Here is a 17,698-nt window from a genome sequence, read left to right on the forward strand (position 1 = left end):
TCTGAGACCGCCTTTTGGCTCAGACCGGCCCCACAGCAGGAACCTAGTCGCCTACCGGAATCGCCAGTCCACGCAAATCACCACACTTCACAAACTGAATAGAAGGATGCTTACGCTGGACACAAGCGTAAGCAAAAAAACATTTCCAGCATGTCAACCGTAGTTAGCCCGTGACAGAAATGTTAAACTAGTAGTAACGCAATAATTCAGCCCAGCCTGATTCGCAGGTGTTCCAATGGCAGGCTGGTATGTGATAAAATACACGGTAGTTTAATTAAAATGAAGAGTAGTGAAGGTGACGCGCGTGGCAGAGTTGATAGATGGAAAACAATTAGCAAAGCAGATCAATACCAAAACTAAAACAGAAGTGGCGGCTTTGAAAGAAATCGGCATTACCCCCAAGCTCGTGGTCGTGATTGTCGGTGGTGACGCTGCTAGTGAAATTTACGTCCGTAGTAAGCACCGAAAGGCTGAACAAATCGGTATTATTTCTGAAATTAAGGCATTACCAGAAACGACCACTCAAGCAGAGTTGTTGGCAGTCATTGAGGCTTTAAATCAAGATGATCAGGTCCACGGTATCTTAGTTCAATCACCATTACCATCACAAATTGATGAGTTGGCAATTACCCGGGCTATTGCACCAACTAAGGATGTCGATGGCTTTCATCCTGAAAATGTCGGTAAGCTTTATACGAACGCTCAACTTGATTTCCCAGTTTCGTGCACACCCAAGGGCATTATGACCATGCTTGAAGCTTACCATGTTCCTGTTGCTGGTAAGCACGCGGTGATTGTTGGTCGTTCCAACATTGTGGGTCGACCAATGGCAGCATTGTTGCTGAATGCGAGTGCAACGGTAACCGTTGTTCACTCTAAGACGGCTGATATGATGGCCTACACCCGGGATGCTGATATTTTGGTCGTTGCCACGGGAATTGCCCACTTGATCAAGGCAGCCGACGTCAAACCAGGTGCAACTGTGATTGACGTTGGAATGGATCGTGACGAAAACGGCAAACTAACTGGAGACGTTGACTTTGACGGCGTAAAGGAGGTTGCTGGATTGATTACCCCCGTACCAGGTGGGGTTGGTCCAATGACCATTGCCACGTTGATGCAACAGACGGTTGAATTAGCTAAATGGAGTGAGACACGTGGAACCAAGTGAGTATTTAACAGTCAGTGCCCTGACGAGTTATATCAAACGAAAATTTGATGTTGACCCGTATCTAGGTAAAGTTTATCTGACGGGGGAAATTTCCAACTTTCGGTTACGTCGAAATGCCCATCAGTACTTTAGCTTGAAGGATGATCACGCTAAAATCAGTGCCATCATGTTTAAATCGGCGTTTTCGAAGTTAAAGTTCACCCCAGAAGAAGGGATGAAGGTCATGGTAGTTGGCCGTATCTCGCTTTACGAAGCGAGCGGTAACTACCAGATTTACGTCGAGCGAATGGAACCCGATGGTGTGGGACAATTTTACCAAGCTTATGAGCAGTTGAAACGAAAACTTTCGGCGGAGGGCCTGTTTACAGCACCTAAGAAGGCGTTGCCGCGGTTCCCTAAACGAATTGCGGTCGTAACTAGTCCGAGTGGCGCGGTGATTCGAGACATCATCACCACGACTCGTCGGCGATATCCGATTGCCCAAATCGTGCTTTTTCCGGCGCTGGTACAGGGGAATGAAGCGGCTGATGATATTGTGCGACAAATTGAACGCGTCAACCAACTTGGCAACTTTGATACACTGATTATTGGCCGGGGCGGTGGGTCGATTGAAGACCTCTGGCCGTTTAATGAAGAACGAGTGGCCCGAACGATTTTTAATAGTCGAATTCCCATCATTTCATCCGTTGGTCACGAAACTGACACGACCATCGCTGATTTGGTGGCGGACGTCCGCGCGGCAACCCCAACGGCTGCGGCTGAATTAGCCGTTCCGGTGTTGAGTGATGTGTTACTGGCATTGAAGCAGGATCGCGTGCGGTTGTTAAATGCCTTTAAACACCAACTGGCAATGTTGAATGAACAGTTGACCAAATTAAAAACCGCCTACGTTTTTCAGCAGCCGGAACGGTTATATGAAGGTTATAGCCAAAAGGTCGATCAACTTAGTCGCCAGTTACAACAAACGATGGATCACCAGTTAACGTTGACCCAGACGCAGGTGACGGCGCTGCGGCAACGGTTGCAGAGTGCCACACCGGCCAATCAGGTTGCCCAATCGCAACAGCTAGTGACCGCCTTAACCGATCGGCTACGACGTGGTAGCCTCCAAAACTTCAAACAACAGCAGCAACGGGTTGCCGAATTAGCGCAATCGCTGGATTACTTAAGTCCGTTGAAAATCATGGGCCGTGGCTACAGTTATTTGACCCGTGATGACCAAGTGGTTGCTGACGTGAACGAGTTACAGGTGGGTGAAGCCGTGACGATGCACTTTAAGAACGGGAATGCCACCGCAGAAGTTAAAACAATTGAACCAGATGAAAAGGACTGACTAATATGAGCCAAGAACCAACTTTTGAAGAAAATTTAACGCAACTCGAGCAAATTGTAACGGCTTTGGAAAAGGGCAATGTGCCGTTGGAAGAAGCCTTATCACAATTTAAGCAAGGGGTGGCTTTGAGCCATGACCTACAAGTGAAGTTAACGGATGCAGAAAAGACGCTGGCGGAAATGATGACTGATGATGATCAGACCGTCCCATTTGAAACCTCAGCGGATGCTCAGGCCACTGACCATGACTAGGGCTAAGCTTAAATTATCGGCCTTTGAAGCGACCTATGTGCCGGTGATCAACCGGTATTTGGCGCAAGCGGTCCCCGTTGATAGTGATCAGGCGCTTCTGGCGGATGCGATGACGTACTCCGTGAACGCTGGTGGGAAGCGACTGCGGCCGTTATTGACGCTCGCGGTTTTAAAAACGTTACGGGTGCCATTAACTGAGGCGCACATTCGAGCAGCAAGTGCGCTGGAACTACTGCATACTTATTCACTGATTCATGATGACTTACCCGCAATGGATAATGATAACTTGCGTCGCGGCGTACCGACCAATCACGTTAAATTCGGGGCTGGCATGGCAACCTTAGCTGGTGACGGGCTATTGACGTTGGCGTTTCAATGGTTAACGGATAGTCAACTACCAGTGGCACAGCGGTTGCAGTTAGCGCAACAATTAGCGATTGCTGCGGGTCCCAGTGGAATGGTCGCTGGTCAGGCACAAGATATTAGTAGTGAGCACCAGCAATTAGAACTTGCCCAACTTGAACAGTTACACCGTCAAAAAACGGGAGCTCTTCTGCACTATGCCGTTCAAGCGGGCACGATTATGGGTGAAGTCACGGGTGAAACGACGCGGTTATTACTCGCGTTTGCGGATCAGTTTGGACTGGCTTTTCAAATTTATGATGACTTATTGGATGTCACCGCAACGACGGCGGAACTAGGAAAACAAACGCACAAGGATGCCGCTGAAGCGAAGAACACCTACCCGGGATTATTTGGCGTTGCTGGAACGCGGCAACGGTTGCGAGAAGTTGTGGCATCAGCTGAACAGAACCTAACCGAGTTACAACGCGTAACCGGGTTGGATACCAGTTTATTAGCGTCATTTTGCAGTTATTTTCGCGTGAAAGAATAGGAGAACCAATGGAAAAACAACGTGTTGATGTATTACTTGTCACCCAAGGGTTATTTGATACCCGGGAAAAAGCAAAGCGGGCCGTTATGGCCGGTGAAGTCCTGGGGGACAATGAAGAACGTTTGGATAAGCCAGGCGTTAAGATTCCGGTGACGACCGACCTGCATATTAAGGGCAAACCATTACCGTACGTCAGTCGGGGTGGCTTGAAACTTGCTAAGGCGCTAAAGGTGTTCAATATTGATGTGACTGATCGAGTGGTGTTAGATATTGGATCATCAACTGGTGGCTTTACGGACGTGATGCTCCAAAATGGTGCTCAACGGTCCTACGCGTTAGATGTTGGGAGTAACCAACTCGTTTGGCAACTTCGTCAAGATGACCGGGTCGTTGTGATGGAACATACGAACTTTCGGTATAGTCAACCGGAAGACTTTACGCAAGGTCAGCCAACCTTCTCGTCGATTGATGTGTCGTTTATCTCGTTGAGCTTGATCCTGCCACCACTGAAGAAAATTTTAGCGCCGGGTGGTGAAGTGGTTGCTTTGATCAAGCCACAGTTTGAAGCTGGACGTGAAAACGTTGGTAAGCATGGGATCGTCAAGGATGCTAAGGTTCATGAAGCCGTCATCCAAAAGGTGCTACAGTTGGCTCTTGATAGCGGCTTTAGTGCGGAACACCTTGATTTTTCACCAATTACCGGTGGCGAAGGCAACATTGAGTTCCTGGTTCACTTGAAGTCAACGACCACGCCTGTAATTTCTGAAGCAATCAACGTTGCTGAAACGGTTACAACTGCTCATCAAACTTTAACTGCATAAAATTATCAAAATGTTTTTAAATGCTTTTGAATGTGGCGCATGGGGTGTAGAATGGGACTAAAGTAATTTTCGGGCAAGGAGATGGCCACATGAAAAAACAAGATCGTCAGCGGTTGATTCGCCAACTACTAAATACGCAGGATATTGAGCGTCAAGAAGATTTTGTCAAATTACTGGAAGCCCAAAATATTCATGTGACCCAGGCAACGATCTCACGGGATATCAAGGATATGCAGCTGGTCAAGGTGCCGGCTGCTTCAGGCGGTTACCGCTACAACATGCCAATTCAAAAGAAACTAGATACGAAAAAGAAACTCAAGCGAACGTTGCAAGACGCGTACGTGAGCTTTAAAGTTCAAGAAAAAAATGCGATGCTGAAAGTATTGCCCGGTAATGGGCCGGCAATTTCAGCACTGATCGATCAGATGAAGTACGATTTTGTGTTTGGAACGATTGGTGATGACGAAACGGTCCTAGCAATCTGTAAAACTGAGGCAGGAACGTTGCAGTTACAAGCGGCAATCGAAGAGTTGTTGCAGTAATGTCAAACGAGTTGGGTCGACCAGTCTGGTGAACCGACTCGTTTTTAGGTTACGGATGAACTGTCGAGCACGCATGCTGCGACGGATACTGGAGGATGAACGCAGTGTTACAAGAATTATCCATTAAAAATTTCGCAATTATTGCGAGTTTAGATGTTGAATTTGAAAACGGGATGACGGTTCTAACGGGGGAAACTGGTGCCGGTAAGTCGATTATTATTGACGCCGTTGGTCTACTTGCGGGTGGCCGGGGGTCGCAACACTTTGTCCGAACTGGGGCTGATAAATGTGTGCTACAGGGCGCGTTTGTGTTCCCGGATAACGGGGAGACCTATCAGTTATTAGATGACCTTGGCATCGATCATGAAGATGGTTCGGTGATCATTCAGCGTGAAATTTACCGGAGCGGCCGTAACATTTGTCGCGTTAATGGCATGATGGTGAATACGAGTACCCTCAAGCAACTCGGTGAAACCATTGTTGATATTCATGGTCAAAATGAACATCAAGAGCTGATGCAACCCGATAAGCATTTACGGTTACTAGACGAGTTTGGTGGCCAAGCGTTATTGACCCTTAAGACGGCCTACCAAACCACCTACAAAACGTACCAGCGATTACACCGATCGATGGTCGATCGCAACACCCACCAAAAAGAGTGGGCCCAACGACTGGATATGTTGAGATTTCAAGTGAAGGAAATTGAATCTGCTAGTCTACAACCAGATGAAGAGGCCGGGTTAGTCCAGCAGCGTGACCGGTTAGTGAACTATCAAAAAATCAATACCGCGCTGCAGGAAAGCTTTCAAGCGCTCAATGGGAATGAAGAAGTGACCGGGGCGTTGGATCTAAGTGGTCAGGCGATGAATGCGTTATCCGAAATCGTTGACCTTGATCCTGAATTCAAGCAACTTTCAGAAGCGTTACAAACGGCGTACTATGCGTTGCAGGATGCTTCTGGTGAACTTTCTAAGCAAGTTGATTTAGTTGAATGGGACGAAAATAAACTCGATGCCATTGAGCAACGCCTGGATGTCATTCATCAATTGAAGCGCAAGTATGGGGATTCAGAAGCGCAAATTTTAGCTTATTTGAAGAAAATTACTCGCGAACTTGCTGACATGGAAGCAGCCGAAATTGATGAGGGTGACTTAGATAGTGAGCTTGCTGAGCAAGAGCAGCAACTCCAGACACAAGGTGCAGCGCTGTCTGAAAAACGACATGAAGTTGCGGCGGCCTTGGAAGTGGCTGTTAAGCGTGAACTGGGTGACCTATACATGGCTAAGACGGTGTTTCAGGTTCGGTTTAAAGAACCACATGAGACAACCTACTTTGCGACCGGGATGGATGACGTTGAGTTTTACATTCAACCTAACCCAGGTGAAGAGATTCGCCCATTAGCCAAAATTGCGTCTGGTGGGGAGCTCTCGCGGCTCATGTTGGCGTTAAAGACGATTTTTTCTAAGTCCCAAGGGGTCACCTCGATCATCTTTGATGAAGTTGATACCGGGGTATCAGGCCGGGTAGCGCAAGCAATTGCCGAAAAAATCAGTGGTATTGCGCAGAATTCTCAAGTCCTTTGTATTACCCATTTACCACAGGTTGCGGCGATGAGTGACCACCACTACTTTATTGCCAAACAGGTAACGGGTGACCGCACCGAAACGCATATTAAGCGGCTGGGGACCGATACTCGGATTCAAGAGCTGGCGCGAATGTCGGCTGGTACAACGGTAACGGATCTAGCGTTAGACCATGCCAAAGAGCTGCTTGAACTGGCTGACCAAGTGAAGGGTAAACGATAAATTGTAGATACCAAATAGTGCCGTGAATTCTGGAATTTAGAATTCACGGCACTATTTATTGGTTAGTAATCGGTTACTTTCAGGTCGGATAACTTTCAGGTTTGATGCTTGATTCAATTAGCTTTAGCCTACGAATTAGGCCGAATAATCTAAGCGTGAGACATACCTAATTTGAGACAGGTGGGCAACACTTGTCATGGTTTGGTGTGGAAAAGTGACCAGAATCGTGTCGCGGGGACCTTGGGATAGGTAACCGGTCATGGTTGGCTCGTCATCACCCACTAAGTGAAGGGTGACGTAGTAGTGCCGAGTCATGGCCTGGTTGAGAAAGTAAGTTAATTGAGATGCGGGCATACGAAGGGCTTCAATCGGGTCGAGTTCTAAAAATTGACGGTAACGGTCATTAAGTTGGTTAGAAATCTTTTTAAGTGCGGATACCTCTGTAGACATGAATAATCACCTCGAACGTTTGTTTGCATAATTTATTATACGAACCTATGTTTGATTTTGCAAGAGAAATGTTTTTCTCAGAAATGGACAACGGAAAGAAACCGAGACTATGACTTAGCTGGTCACGGTTAAATTAATTGAATTTAAACTCAATATCGGGTGTTGGTCGAATCAAATGGCACGATCCAATCATTAAGCGCAAGACCGTAAAATAACGCTTAGACGCTTTGGTTTCGCCGATTTCGGATTTTAAAGACGATTAAACTAGTATAAACAGTAGAATCTACTTGTCAAGTAGTTAGTTTTCGTGCGATAATAGATAGATAATCACGCTGAAAATTAAGGGGATCTCAAGTAATGACAAAAAGAGGAATGTTGATCGTTTTATCTGGGCCATCGGTTGTTGGCAAAGGGACCGTCCGCAAGGCACTCTTTGATGAACCAGATACGGACTTTCAGTACTCGATTTCAATGACCACCCGGCAACCGCGCGACGGCGAACGGGATGGCGTTGACTATTTCTTTGTTTCAAAGGAACAGTTCGAAGAAAACATTAAGAATGGTGAGATGTTGGAGTACGCTAAGTACGTTGATAACTACTACGGTACACCACTGACTTACGTGAACGAGACGCTAGATTCCGGTAAAGATGTCTTTTTAGAGATCGAAGTGAATGGTGCAATGCAGGTTCGGGCAAACTGTCCGGATGCCGTGTTTGTTTTCTTGACACCCCCTGATTTAATGGAATTAAAGCACCGGTTGATTGGCCGTGGCACTGAAGAAATTGACGTGATCAATGCTCGGATCAAAAAGGCGGTTTCAGAAATCAAGATGATGCGCAATTACGATTACGCCGTCGTTAATGATGAAGTTGCGAACGCCGTTGCCAGCATTCGAACGATCATTCGCTCGGAACGTCTCCGTGTGACGCGGGTCATGCCGGATTATGAACAGATTGGAGAAGAGTAAACATGTTATTATACCCATCAGTAGATAAGTTATTGGAACAAGTTGATTCACGTTACTCATTGATTATGTTAGCCAGCAAACGGGCGCACGAATTGGATGCAGGTGCGAAGCCATTATTGGCTAGTTACGAATCACCCAAAACGATTGGTCGAGCGCTAGAAGAAATCGCTGCCGGCAAGGTTCAAATCGACCTGACGAAGACGATTTAGCTTAGTTTCATTTAGTGAGTCAGTCACCTCAGTTAGTGGCAGATAACTCAATAATCTTGAAAGAATCCGGATATTCAGTTGATTGAATATCTGGATTTTTTGAGCGGTTGACGTTGTTTGGGGAAATAAACGGTGAAGTGGGGACTTGAAATTACGTGTGAATTAGCCGTTACGGCGGCTAATCTCAGTGGTTTGCCACTAGGGTGATCCTAACGCGTTTCGTTTCGCGCTCTGGTGATATCTGGTACAATGAATGCAGAATGTGTGTGAAAAAACGGAGGCGTTAAAACATGAATAATCAAAAGCACGTTGCACTATACGTAACCGGTAGCATTGCCGCTTATAAGGCGTTGATGTTAACGCGGTTGCTTGTGAAATCAGGTGCTGAAGTTCGCGTTGTGATGACGCAGGCAGCGCAGGCATTTGTAACGCCGCTTAGTTTTCAAGTGCTGTCTAAGCAACCTGTTGCGACGGATGTTTTCGCAGGTGCTAAGACCAAGTCGGTAGATCACATCGAACTAGCAGACTGGACCGATTTAGCAATCGTTGCGCCGGCAAGCGCAGATATCATTGGTAAGATGGCTAACGGAATTGCTGATGATATGGCGAGTTTGACGCTAATGGCCACGACCGCCCCTAAGTTAGTTGTGCCAGCAATGAACGAACATATGCTGACCAATCCGGCAACGACACGGAATTTAGCTACGTTAAAGGCGGATGGGGTCACGATTTTGGAACCGGAAACTGGTTTCTTGGCTGAAGGTTATGCCGGTCGTGGTCGGATGCCTGAACCAGAAACCATTTTGGCGGCAGCCAGTGTCATGGCGACGGCTAAGACACCGTTAACGGGTAAGCGCGTCGTTGTGACCGCTGGTGGGACTCGAGAACGCATCGATCCCGTCCGGTTCATTACAAATGATTCGTCTGGTAAGATGGGTTACGCAATCGCCACTGAACTTCAGCAACGTGGCGCAATTGTAACGCTGATTTCAGCACCAACTAAATTGACGGTGCCGGCAGGGGTGCAGTTAGTCCCAGTTGTGAGCACCGAAGATTTGGCATCGGCCGTTGTAACGGCGTTTGAAGATGCTGATATTTTAGTGATGGCGGCTGCAGTTGCCGATTTTAAACCGGCAGTTAGTGTTGATCAAAAAATTAAAAAAACGGCTGACAATGATCAGATGACACTTGAATTGGTGAAAACCACTGATATTTTAAAGACCGTTGCAAAGGTCAAAACCAGCGAACAACTCACCGTTGGGTTTGCTGCCGAGACGCAAAATCTGATTGATAACGCCACGAAAAAACTGCGTGAAAAACACCTTGATTTGCTGATTGCCAATGATGTTTCGCAACCAGGCGTTGGCTTCAACGGTGATACCAATCAGGTTACGATTTTGCAACCGGACCAAGCGCCAATTAAAACCAAGTTGGCGTCGAAGCGGTTAATTGCCCAACAAGTGGTCGATCAGATCAGTCAGCGCGTTCAAAAAGAGGGGTAGCATGACGCAATACGCAGAAGTCATCGTGGATGTGCCGACGATGCAGACCAATACACCGTATACGTATGTGATTCCGGCAGAATTTCAAGAAATGCTTCAACCCGGCATGCGTGTGGTGGTACCGTTTGGCAACGGCGGTCGGAAGGTACAGGGCGTGGTCTGGCAGTTGATCGATCAGGTTGAGGACGCAACAGTCACGTTAAAGGCAATCGATACGGTCATGGATCCGGCACCAGTGTTAGATGCCGAACTGATGCAGTTAGCTGACTGGCTGGCTAAAACCACCTATGCGTTTACGATCACTTGTCTTCAGACAATGTTACCCAATGCACTGAAGGCCAATTATGAAAAATGGGTCACACCAACAGCTAGTTTGCCTGAAGAGACCCGGCAGGTACTGTTTGGCCAACAAGACCGACTTTTATGGGATGATGATGTTGCACCGGCAGTGGTGAAGCAGTTGATGCGGTTAGCAAAACAGCAACAGGTGACGGTGAGTTACGCGGTTCAAAACAAGGGCCACGTTAAAACGGTCACGATGGTGAAACCGGCTTTGACTCCGGCCGAATTACAGGCAGCCCGAGCGAGTCTAAGAAAGGGCGCGTTAAAGCAAGAGCAGTTGCTGACGTACTTGATCGACCATTCGAAGCCAGTTCAACAAACGGTGCTGGAAAAGCAACTAGGCTGAGTGCTTCGACCATCAAGACCGGCGAGGCAAATGGTTGGCTGAGTCGCTCACAAGCAGAAGTTTACCGTGATCCATTTCAATCAGCTGTGACGACGACCAAGGCGCTTCAACTCAATCCGGATCAACAAACCGCAGTTGATGCAATCAATCAAGCAACGGATGATCAGCAAAGCACCCCGTTTTTGTTGCAGGGGGTCACGGGGAGTGGGAAGACGGAGGTCTACTTACAGACGATTGCCAACACCTTGGCACAAGGTAAACAAGCGTTGATGCTGGTTCCTGAAATCTCACTGACACCCCAAATTGTGGGTCGAGTTCGTGGTCGGTTTGGCCGACAGGTCGCCGTTTTACACAGCGGTCTGTCAGCCGGAGAACGGTTTGATGAATGGCGGCGAATCTCCCGTGGGGAAGCCCGGGTCGTAGTTGGCGCCCGGTCGGCGGTATTTGCACCTATCAAGAACCTTGGTGTGATTATCGTAGATGAAGAGCACGAAGCCAGCTACAAGCAAGAGGATAATCCACGCTACCATGCGCGCGATGTTGCGCTGTGGCGGGGACGGTATCACCACTGTCCAGTGGTTCTAGGAAGTGCGACGCCATCACTTGAAAGTCGGGCTCGCGCACAAAAACAACGCTATCAACGATTATTGCTACCAACTCGGGCTAACCAACAGGCGCTGCCTGAAGTGAGCGTGGTTGATATGACTGAAGAGTTGAAGCATCACAAAGAAAGTAACTTTTCAACGGCCTTAATGACGGCGTTGAAGGATCGACTTGAACGGGGCGAACAGTCACTGCTGATGTTGAATCGGCGGGGCTTTTCATCCTTTGTGATGTGTCGGGACTGTGGGTTTGTGTTGACGTGTCCTAATTGCGATATTTCGTTGACGCTGCACATGGATACCAAAACGATGAAGTGTCACTACTGTGGCCATGAAGAACCAATCCCACACCGGTGTCCGAACTGTAAGAGTCGCCATATCCGCTACTACGGGACGGGCACGCAAAAAGTAGAGGCCGAATTACATGAGCTGTTGCCAGAAGCCCGCGTTATTCGAATGGACGTGGATACAACTCGGCGAAAAGGGGCGCATGAACGCTTGTTAAAGCAGTTTGGTGCCCATCAGGCTGATATCTTATTAGGGACCCAGATGATTGCTAAGGGACTCGATTTCCCGGATGTGACCCTTGTTGGGGTACTCAATGCTGATACCGCGCTTGGGTTACCCGACTTTCGGGCGAGTGAGCGCACTTTTCAACTGCTGACACAGGTCAGTGGTCGTGCGGGCCGTGCGAAGAAGGCGGGTGAAGTGGTGATCCAGACCTATAATCCGGACCACTATGCCATCCAACTCGCTAAGCGTCAGGATTACGAACAATTCTTCGTGCGTGAAATGCACTTGCGTCACCGTGGCAATTACCCGCCGTACTACTTCGCCGTTAAGCTGACGGTGAGTGATGAAACCGAGTCCGTTGCCGCAACGGCGATTCATCAAATCGTCCAGCAACTCCAAACCACGCTGAGTCCAAATGCAATCATGCTGGGCCCCACGCCAGGGGCAATTGCTCGAATCAATAAACGGTATTACTATCAATTAGTCATTAAGTATAAGCAAGAACCGCAGTTGCAGACCGCGCTGTTTAAGTTGCTGTCACAAGCGCAGCGCAAGAGTCGTTCTGGCCTGCAAATTGCAATCGATAATAACCCTATGAGCTTTATGTAGTTTCTTGGGTGATCAATGAAGGAGTGTTAAGTTTGACGTCAATTGTGTTTATGGGAACGCCGGAATTTTCGGCGCCAATTTTAGAGAGTTTGATTCAAACCGGTTACGATGTGAAGGCAGTGGTGACGCAGCCGGATCGGCCAGTTGGTCGTAAGCACGTGTTAACGGCCTCACCCGTTAAAAAAGTGGCCGTGGCACACGATATTCGTGTGCTACAACCCGAAAAGATCAGTGGTAGCGATGAAATGGCAGAAGTCATTGCGCTGGCCCCTGATCTCATTGTAACGGCCGCCTTTGGTCAATTTTTGCCAACGAAACTATTAGAATCAGTCAAATTAGCAGCGGTCAACGTGCATGCCTCACTATTACCAAAATACCGGGGTGGCGCGCCAGTTCACTATGCAGTGATGAACAACGATGCTGAAACGGGTGTTTCAATTATTTACATGGTCAAGAAGATGGATGCCGGTGACGTGATCAGCCAGCGTGCCATTCCAATCGAAAAAACGGATGATGTTGGTACGATGTTTGATAAACTCAGCCTCTTAGGTCGAGATTTACTATTAGAAACGCTACCGAAGTTGATTGCTGGCGACGTGCACCCAGTGCCACAAGATCCGGAACGGGTTAGTTTTTCACCAACAATCAAACCCGAAGAAGAGCAAGTTGATTTTACGTTGCCAGCAGCGTTGATCGATGCCAAGATTCGTGGGCTACGGCCGTTCCCATCGTCCTTTATCATTTTAGCTGGCGTTCGAACGAAACTCTGGGACGTCACGATTTTAGATGAAACGACCGAATTGACCGCTGGACAAGTTGTTCGTCGAGGTAAGCATGAATTGGCATTAGCGACCGGTAATCACGGCGTTATTGCCATCAACAAACTCCAACCAGCGGGGAAACCCAAGCAAAGTATCACTGATTTTTTGAATGGAACGGAAGACGCCCTTGAAGTCGGCGAACAGGTGGTCACACTATGACAACAACGAAACAGGATCAAAACCCGCGGTCATTAGCCGTCACGGCGCTAATGAAGGTTCAAAACGGGGCTTATTCAAACTTACAATTGAACCAATTGATCGATGATAATGACCTTTCACCACGAGATACGGGGTTGTTGACAACGATCGTCTACGGCGTGATTCAGCACCGATTGACGTTAGCTTACCAATTAAAACCGTTTATCAAAAAGCCACAAAAGGTGACGGATTGGGTCATGGTATTGTTAGAAACGGCGCTTTACCAGTGGCAGTATCTGGAACGGGTGCCTAAGCGCGCCGTATTCGATGAAACGATTCAAATTGCCAAGAAGCGCGGTCACGAAGGCATTCGTCGATTTGTGACGGGGGTACTTCACCAAATCGACCGGGTCGGCATTCCTGATCCAGCGACAATTGATGACCCACTCACTCGGTTAAGTGTGACTTATTCGGTACCAACTTGGTTAATTGAAACGTTGACTGACCAATTAGGCCAGGCCAAAACGGTATCCATTTTAAGTCACATTAACCAACCAGCTAACCAATCCGTTCGGGTGAACTTAGAACGGGGAACCGTGGATGCTGCGGTTGAACAACTAACGGCGGAAGGTTATGACGTAACGCGCAGTCAAGTAGCGAAAGCCGGTCTTGTCTTGAGTGGCCGACCAGCTAATCAGTCTGCCTTGTTTAAAGATGGGGCAATGACGATCCAAGACGAAAGTGCCATGTTGCCAGCAGAAAGTATGGCTTTGACGCCAAGCATGCGCGTTTTAGACGCTTGTGCTGCACCGGGTGGTAAAACGGTTCAGCTAGCTGAAAAATTAACGGTGGCTGACGGCGGTGAAGTCGTGGCCCTCGATATTCACGAAAATAAAGTGAAGCTGATCAAGCATAACGCAAAACGGATGGGCGTTAACGACCGGGTGACTGCGGTTGCCCTGGACGCTCGAAAAATCGATGATCAATATCCTGACGATGCTTTTGACCAAATTTTGGTTGATGCACCGTGCTCTGGAATTGGTCTCGTTCGCCGGAAACCAGAGATCCGTTACGAAAAACAACTGAGTGATTCTCAGAATTTAGCGAAAGTTCAGCTATCAATTTTAAATGCAGTTGCCACGAAGGTCGCAATTGACGGTATAATAACTTATAGTACTTGTACGATTTTGAATCAGGAAAACCGAGACGTCGTGGCAGCCTTTTTAGCTGCGCACCCCGAATTTGAGTCTCAACGGGTGGCAACGGCTAACGATTTGAAACCTGATCGGACGACTGACTACTTGGAAATTTACCCGGACGATTATGATTCTGATGGGTTCTTCATTAGCCAATTTAAACGAGTACGTTAAGTGAGGTTATAACAACATGCAAATTGCTTATCGAACAGCAATCGGGGAACGACGAACGGATAACGAGGATAACGTTGGTACTTTTACCAATCAGGCTGGCGTTAATTTGGCTATTATCGCTGATGGCATTGGTGGTAATCAGGGTGGCGATGTAGCGTCTGAAATGGCCGTTTCCCACATTGGTCATGCGTTTGAAGCCACCACGTTGACTGATTATGAGACGGCATCGGACTGGCTACAAGAACAAATTGAAACTGAAAACCAAACGATTCGTGAGCGTTCACAGCAATTTGAGGACTTGATGGGAATGGGTACACTGTTGTGCTGACGATGATTTTTCAATCGGCATATTTGATTGGTAACATTGGCGACAGTCGGGCTTACTTATTGCGTGATCATCAGTTTACTCAGGTAACAGAAGATCATTCACTGGTCAACGAACTGGTGAAACGCGGTGAATTATCAAAGCAAGCGGCTAAAGTCCACCCTCAAAAAAACGTGATCACCCGGTCATTAGGAATCGATAAGCAAGTAACCATCGATTTGCGTTACTTAAAGTTGGCGGCCAATGATCAGATTCTTCTATGCTCTGATGGCCTAACCAATATGGTGAGTGATGACCAAATTCAGGCCGTTTTAGAAACGGAACAGTCATTGTTGGCCAAGTGTGATCAGTTGATTGCCCTTGCTAACGAGGCTGGTGGTTTGGATAATATTACGGTTGTGATCATCGACAACGGATCGGAGGGTGCTGACTGATGCGACCAGGATATATGTTAGGCGGTCGGTACCGAATCACCCGGTCGCTTGGTGAAGGTGGGATGGCCAACGTTTATTTGGCCCATGATTTGATTTTGGACCGGGATGTATCGGTCAAGTTACTGCGATTAGATTTACGAGATGATCCGCAGACGGTCAAACGCTTTCAGCGTGAAGGCCTGGCGGCAACGGAGCTCGTTCATCCTAACGTGGTCAGTGTGTATGACGTTGGTGAAGAAAACGGCATGCAGTATCTGGTTATGGAATACGTTAAGGGGATGGATCTGAAAGCCTACATTCAAAAACACTTTCCGATTCCCTACCAAGAAGTCATCAACATCATGGAACAGGTGCTCTCAGCGGTGTCGGTGGCCCATGAGCACAATATTATTCACCGGGATCTAAAACCCCAAAACATCTTAATTGATGAAAATGGGGTGGCAAAAATCACCGACTTCGGGATTGCGGTGGCACTATCTGAAAATTCACTGACGCAAACCAATACTGTGCTCGGTTCCGTCCACTATCTATCGCCTGAACAGGCTCGGGGTGGCATGGCGACTAAGAAGTCGGATATCTACTCATTGGGGATTATTTTGTATGAATTGTTGACGGGCACGGTGCCGTTTAAGGGTGAAACCGCGGTATCGATTGCCATCAAGCATTTCCAATCAGAGATTCCTTCAGTGAGAGAGTTTGATCCCCGCATCCCGCAAGCGTTGGAAAACGTGGTGTTACAGGCGACATCTAAACGACCGGCTGACCGGTATGAAAGTGTTGCGGCGATGGCGGATGACCTAGAGACGTCGCTATCACCGCGGCGAGCTAGTGAAGGTCGGTTTGTGCCCGATGACGGTGCGGATAATGGTGAGACGAAGGTGCTGGATAAGTCAGCGCTTCAAGCAACGTTGGCGCCCGATAGCTCAGATAAAGCGGCAAAAGCGACTAAGAAAAAGAAACCGATGCATCGGCGGAAAAAGTGGCTGATTGGTGGCTTGATCGCATTGCTGGTGATGATTGCCGTACTCGTACTTGCATTTTGGCTTGGACGACCGCGGTATGCAGATGTTCCCAACGTTCAAGGGTTAACGGTCAGCCAAGCAACTAAGAAATTAGCTGATCAAAACTTAGAAGTGGGGACGATCAAACGTCAAGCCAGCAACCGAGTTGCTAAAAATCGGGTGATTAAAACCGATCCAACGCGGGCTCATGCCGTACAGCAAAAGAGCAAGGTGAAGTTGATCATCAGTTCAGGGCCAAAATTGGTTCGGGTTGGTAATTATATCGGTCAGTCTTACACACGCGCGGCGGCACTATTGAAGGCGCGTGGGGTAACGGTTAAAAAGCAAAACCAAACGTCAAGTGATGTGGCGATCGGCATGGTCATGCAGCAAAGTATCCAAGCTGGTCAGTACATTAACCCCAAGAAGACGACGGTGACCTTTACGGTTTCTGCCGGTCAACGTCAATTGACCTTAGCTAACTTGATTGGTAAAACCAAGTCCGAGGTTCAAAATTACGTTAGTCGAGAATCACTGAACGTGTCGTTTAACTACAAATACGCTTCTGAGAAAAAGGACGTCACGATTGCCCAATCACCAGCAGCTGGTAGCATGCTGAGCGAAGGGACAACCATCGTTGTGACCCTGTCTCGGGGGAAGAAACCGGTGGCCGATTCAACGCCTAAGGTGAATGATTTTGACGTCACGGTGGATATTCCGTTTGAACAGGCGGCATCGTCTTCTGATAGCACCACTAGTGATGATGCGACGAGCAGCAGTGAATCAACGACGGAATCAAACGTCATTCAGATTTATCTGCGCGATCAAGATCACGATTACAGTACTGTTTATAAGCAACTGACAATTGCTCAAGATACGCAGGTGACCCTGTCATTTGCGGTTGAATCGGGTAAGAGTGGTGGCTATAAGATTATGCGGGATGGTAAGGTGATTTTGGCGGATAATCATGTGACTAAGAATTCGCATTAATTTGCGAGTGGCTGAAAGTGGTTAAGTTTCAAAATATTAAAATAACTCGTGGGTTCCTGGTTTTGGAATTTGCGGGTTATTTTTTTGAGCGTTGGAAGGGGTGTTTTTGGGGTGAGGGGTAAGGCGAGGTACAGGATTGAGTTGAATTAAGAGATCAGATTGATGTTTATTGATCACGTGCTCTGCGGCTACCGTGCCGAATGGTGCTACGCGAGACAGAAGGCTGCATGTAAGTCAGGCCCAGCCAGCCTACCCAAAA

At 47.8% G+C, this 17,698-nt stretch carries 15 protein-coding genes and 2 pseudogenes; 16 read left to right on the plus strand and 1 reads right to left on the minus strand.

Annotated elements, in window-relative coordinates; translation table 11 throughout:
* Positions 1-304 precede the first annotated feature (304 nt).
* The 7 genes from JCM2765_RS12900 to recN all read left to right on the plus strand — a co-directional run bounded on the left by JCM2765_RS12900 (position 305) and on the right by recN (position 6,818).
* Positions 305-1,171 carry a bifunctional 5,10-methylenetetrahydrofolate dehydrogenase/5,10-methenyltetrahydrofolate cyclohydrolase gene (locus tag JCM2765_RS12900; protein WP_054737103.1) on the plus strand — a complete coding sequence of 289 codons (867 nt, stop codon included), beginning with the start codon at positions 305-307 and terminating at the stop codon, positions 1,169-1,171.
* Positions 1,158-2,504 (plus strand): exodeoxyribonuclease VII large subunit, encoded by a 1,347-nt coding sequence (gene xseA / locus JCM2765_RS12905; protein ID WP_054737090.1) that lies wholly within the window; start codon positions 1,158-1,160, stop codon positions 2,502-2,504. Before JCM2765_RS12900 ends, xseA begins: the two co-directional genes overlap by 14 nt.
* 5 nt (positions 2,505-2,509) lie before the next feature.
* Entirely contained in the window at positions 2,510-2,755 is a 246-nt protein-coding gene (locus JCM2765_RS12910; protein ID WP_054737091.1) for an exodeoxyribonuclease VII small subunit, read from the plus strand.
* The gene (locus tag JCM2765_RS12915) at positions 2,748-3,650 is read left to right on the plus strand and encodes a polyprenyl synthetase family protein (protein ID WP_054737092.1); all 903 of its coding nucleotides are present in this window, start codon (positions 2,748-2,750) and stop codon (positions 3,648-3,650) included. Before JCM2765_RS12910 ends, JCM2765_RS12915 begins: the two co-directional genes overlap by 8 nt.
* An 8-nt stretch (positions 3,651-3,658) precedes the next feature.
* Positions 3,659-4,471, plus strand: coding sequence for a TlyA family RNA methyltransferase (locus JCM2765_RS12920; RefSeq protein ID WP_054737093.1), 813 nt, complete (start codon positions 3,659-3,661; stop codon positions 4,469-4,471).
* Positions 4,472-4,560: 89 nt separating this feature from the next.
* Positions 4,561-5,013 (plus strand): arginine repressor, encoded by a 453-nt coding sequence (locus JCM2765_RS12925; protein ID WP_054737094.1) that lies wholly within the window; start codon positions 4,561-4,563, stop codon positions 5,011-5,013.
* A gap of 104 nt (positions 5,014-5,117) precedes the next feature.
* Positions 5,118-6,818 carry a DNA repair protein RecN gene (gene recN, locus JCM2765_RS12930; RefSeq protein WP_054737095.1) on the plus strand — a complete coding sequence of 567 codons (1,701 nt, stop codon included), beginning with the start codon at positions 5,118-5,120 and terminating at the stop codon, positions 6,816-6,818.
* A gap of 135 nt (positions 6,819-6,953) precedes the next feature.
* Here the strand turns inward: recN and JCM2765_RS12935 are convergent, their stop codons facing one another.
* The gene (locus JCM2765_RS12935) at positions 6,954-7,268 is read right to left on the minus strand and encodes a hypothetical protein (RefSeq protein ID WP_054737096.1); all 315 of its coding nucleotides are present in this window, start codon (positions 7,266-7,268) and stop codon (positions 6,954-6,956) included.
* A 357-nt stretch (positions 7,269-7,625) separates the two neighbouring features.
* Between JCM2765_RS12935 and gmk the strand changes: the two genes are divergently transcribed.
* The 9 genes and pseudogenes from gmk (at position 7,626) to pknB (ending at position 17,439) form a co-directional block, all read left to right on the plus strand.
* The gene (gene gmk / locus JCM2765_RS12940) at positions 7,626-8,237 is read left to right on the plus strand and encodes a guanylate kinase (protein ID WP_054737097.1); all 612 of its coding nucleotides are present in this window, start codon (positions 7,626-7,628) and stop codon (positions 8,235-8,237) included.
* 2 nt (positions 8,238-8,239) lie between these two features.
* Entirely contained in the window at positions 8,240-8,446 is a 207-nt protein-coding gene (gene rpoZ, locus JCM2765_RS12945) for a DNA-directed RNA polymerase subunit omega (protein ID WP_054737098.1), read from the plus strand.
* A 290-nt stretch (positions 8,447-8,736) separates the two neighbouring features.
* On the plus strand, positions 8,737-9,948 hold the full coding sequence (gene coaBC / locus JCM2765_RS12950) for a bifunctional phosphopantothenoylcysteine decarboxylase/phosphopantothenate--cysteine ligase CoaBC (RefSeq protein WP_054737099.1): 1,212 nt from the start codon (positions 8,737-8,739) through the stop codon (positions 9,946-9,948).
* A gap of 40 nt (positions 9,949-9,988) precedes the next feature.
* Positions 9,989-10,213: pseudogene (locus tag JCM2765_RS18355) on the plus strand (primosomal protein N' family DNA-binding protein); the annotation flags it as partial.
* 302 nt (positions 10,214-10,515) lie between these two features.
* A complete protein-coding gene (gene priA / locus JCM2765_RS12955; RefSeq protein ID WP_225352101.1) occupies positions 10,516-12,360 on the plus strand; it encodes a primosomal protein N' in 1,845 nt (614 codons plus the stop codon).
* Between the two features lie 32 nt (positions 12,361-12,392).
* Positions 12,393-13,340 carry a methionyl-tRNA formyltransferase gene (gene fmt / locus JCM2765_RS12960; protein ID WP_054737100.1) on the plus strand — a complete coding sequence of 316 codons (948 nt, stop codon included), beginning with the start codon at positions 12,393-12,395 and terminating at the stop codon, positions 13,338-13,340.
* A complete protein-coding gene (gene rsmB, locus JCM2765_RS12965) occupies positions 13,337-14,689 on the plus strand; it encodes a 16S rRNA (cytosine(967)-C(5))-methyltransferase RsmB (RefSeq protein WP_054737101.1) in 1,353 nt (450 codons plus the stop codon). Before fmt ends, rsmB begins: the two co-directional genes overlap by 4 nt.
* A gap of 16 nt (positions 14,690-14,705) precedes the next feature.
* A pseudogene (locus tag JCM2765_RS12970) lies at positions 14,706-15,448 on the plus strand (Stp1/IreP family PP2C-type Ser/Thr phosphatase).
* On the plus strand, positions 15,448-17,439 hold the full coding sequence (pknB, locus tag JCM2765_RS12975) for a Stk1 family PASTA domain-containing Ser/Thr kinase (RefSeq protein WP_054737102.1): 1,992 nt from the start codon (positions 15,448-15,450) through the stop codon (positions 17,437-17,439). The pseudogene JCM2765_RS12970 and the gene pknB overlap by 1 nt, the downstream one beginning before the upstream one ends.
* The last annotated feature ends 259 nt before the right edge of the window (positions 17,440-17,698 follow it).

The organism is Secundilactobacillus similis DSM 23365 = JCM 2765, assembly GCF_001311075.1.
GTDB classification, from domain to species: Bacteria; Bacillota; Bacilli; order Lactobacillales; family Lactobacillaceae; genus Secundilactobacillus; species Secundilactobacillus similis.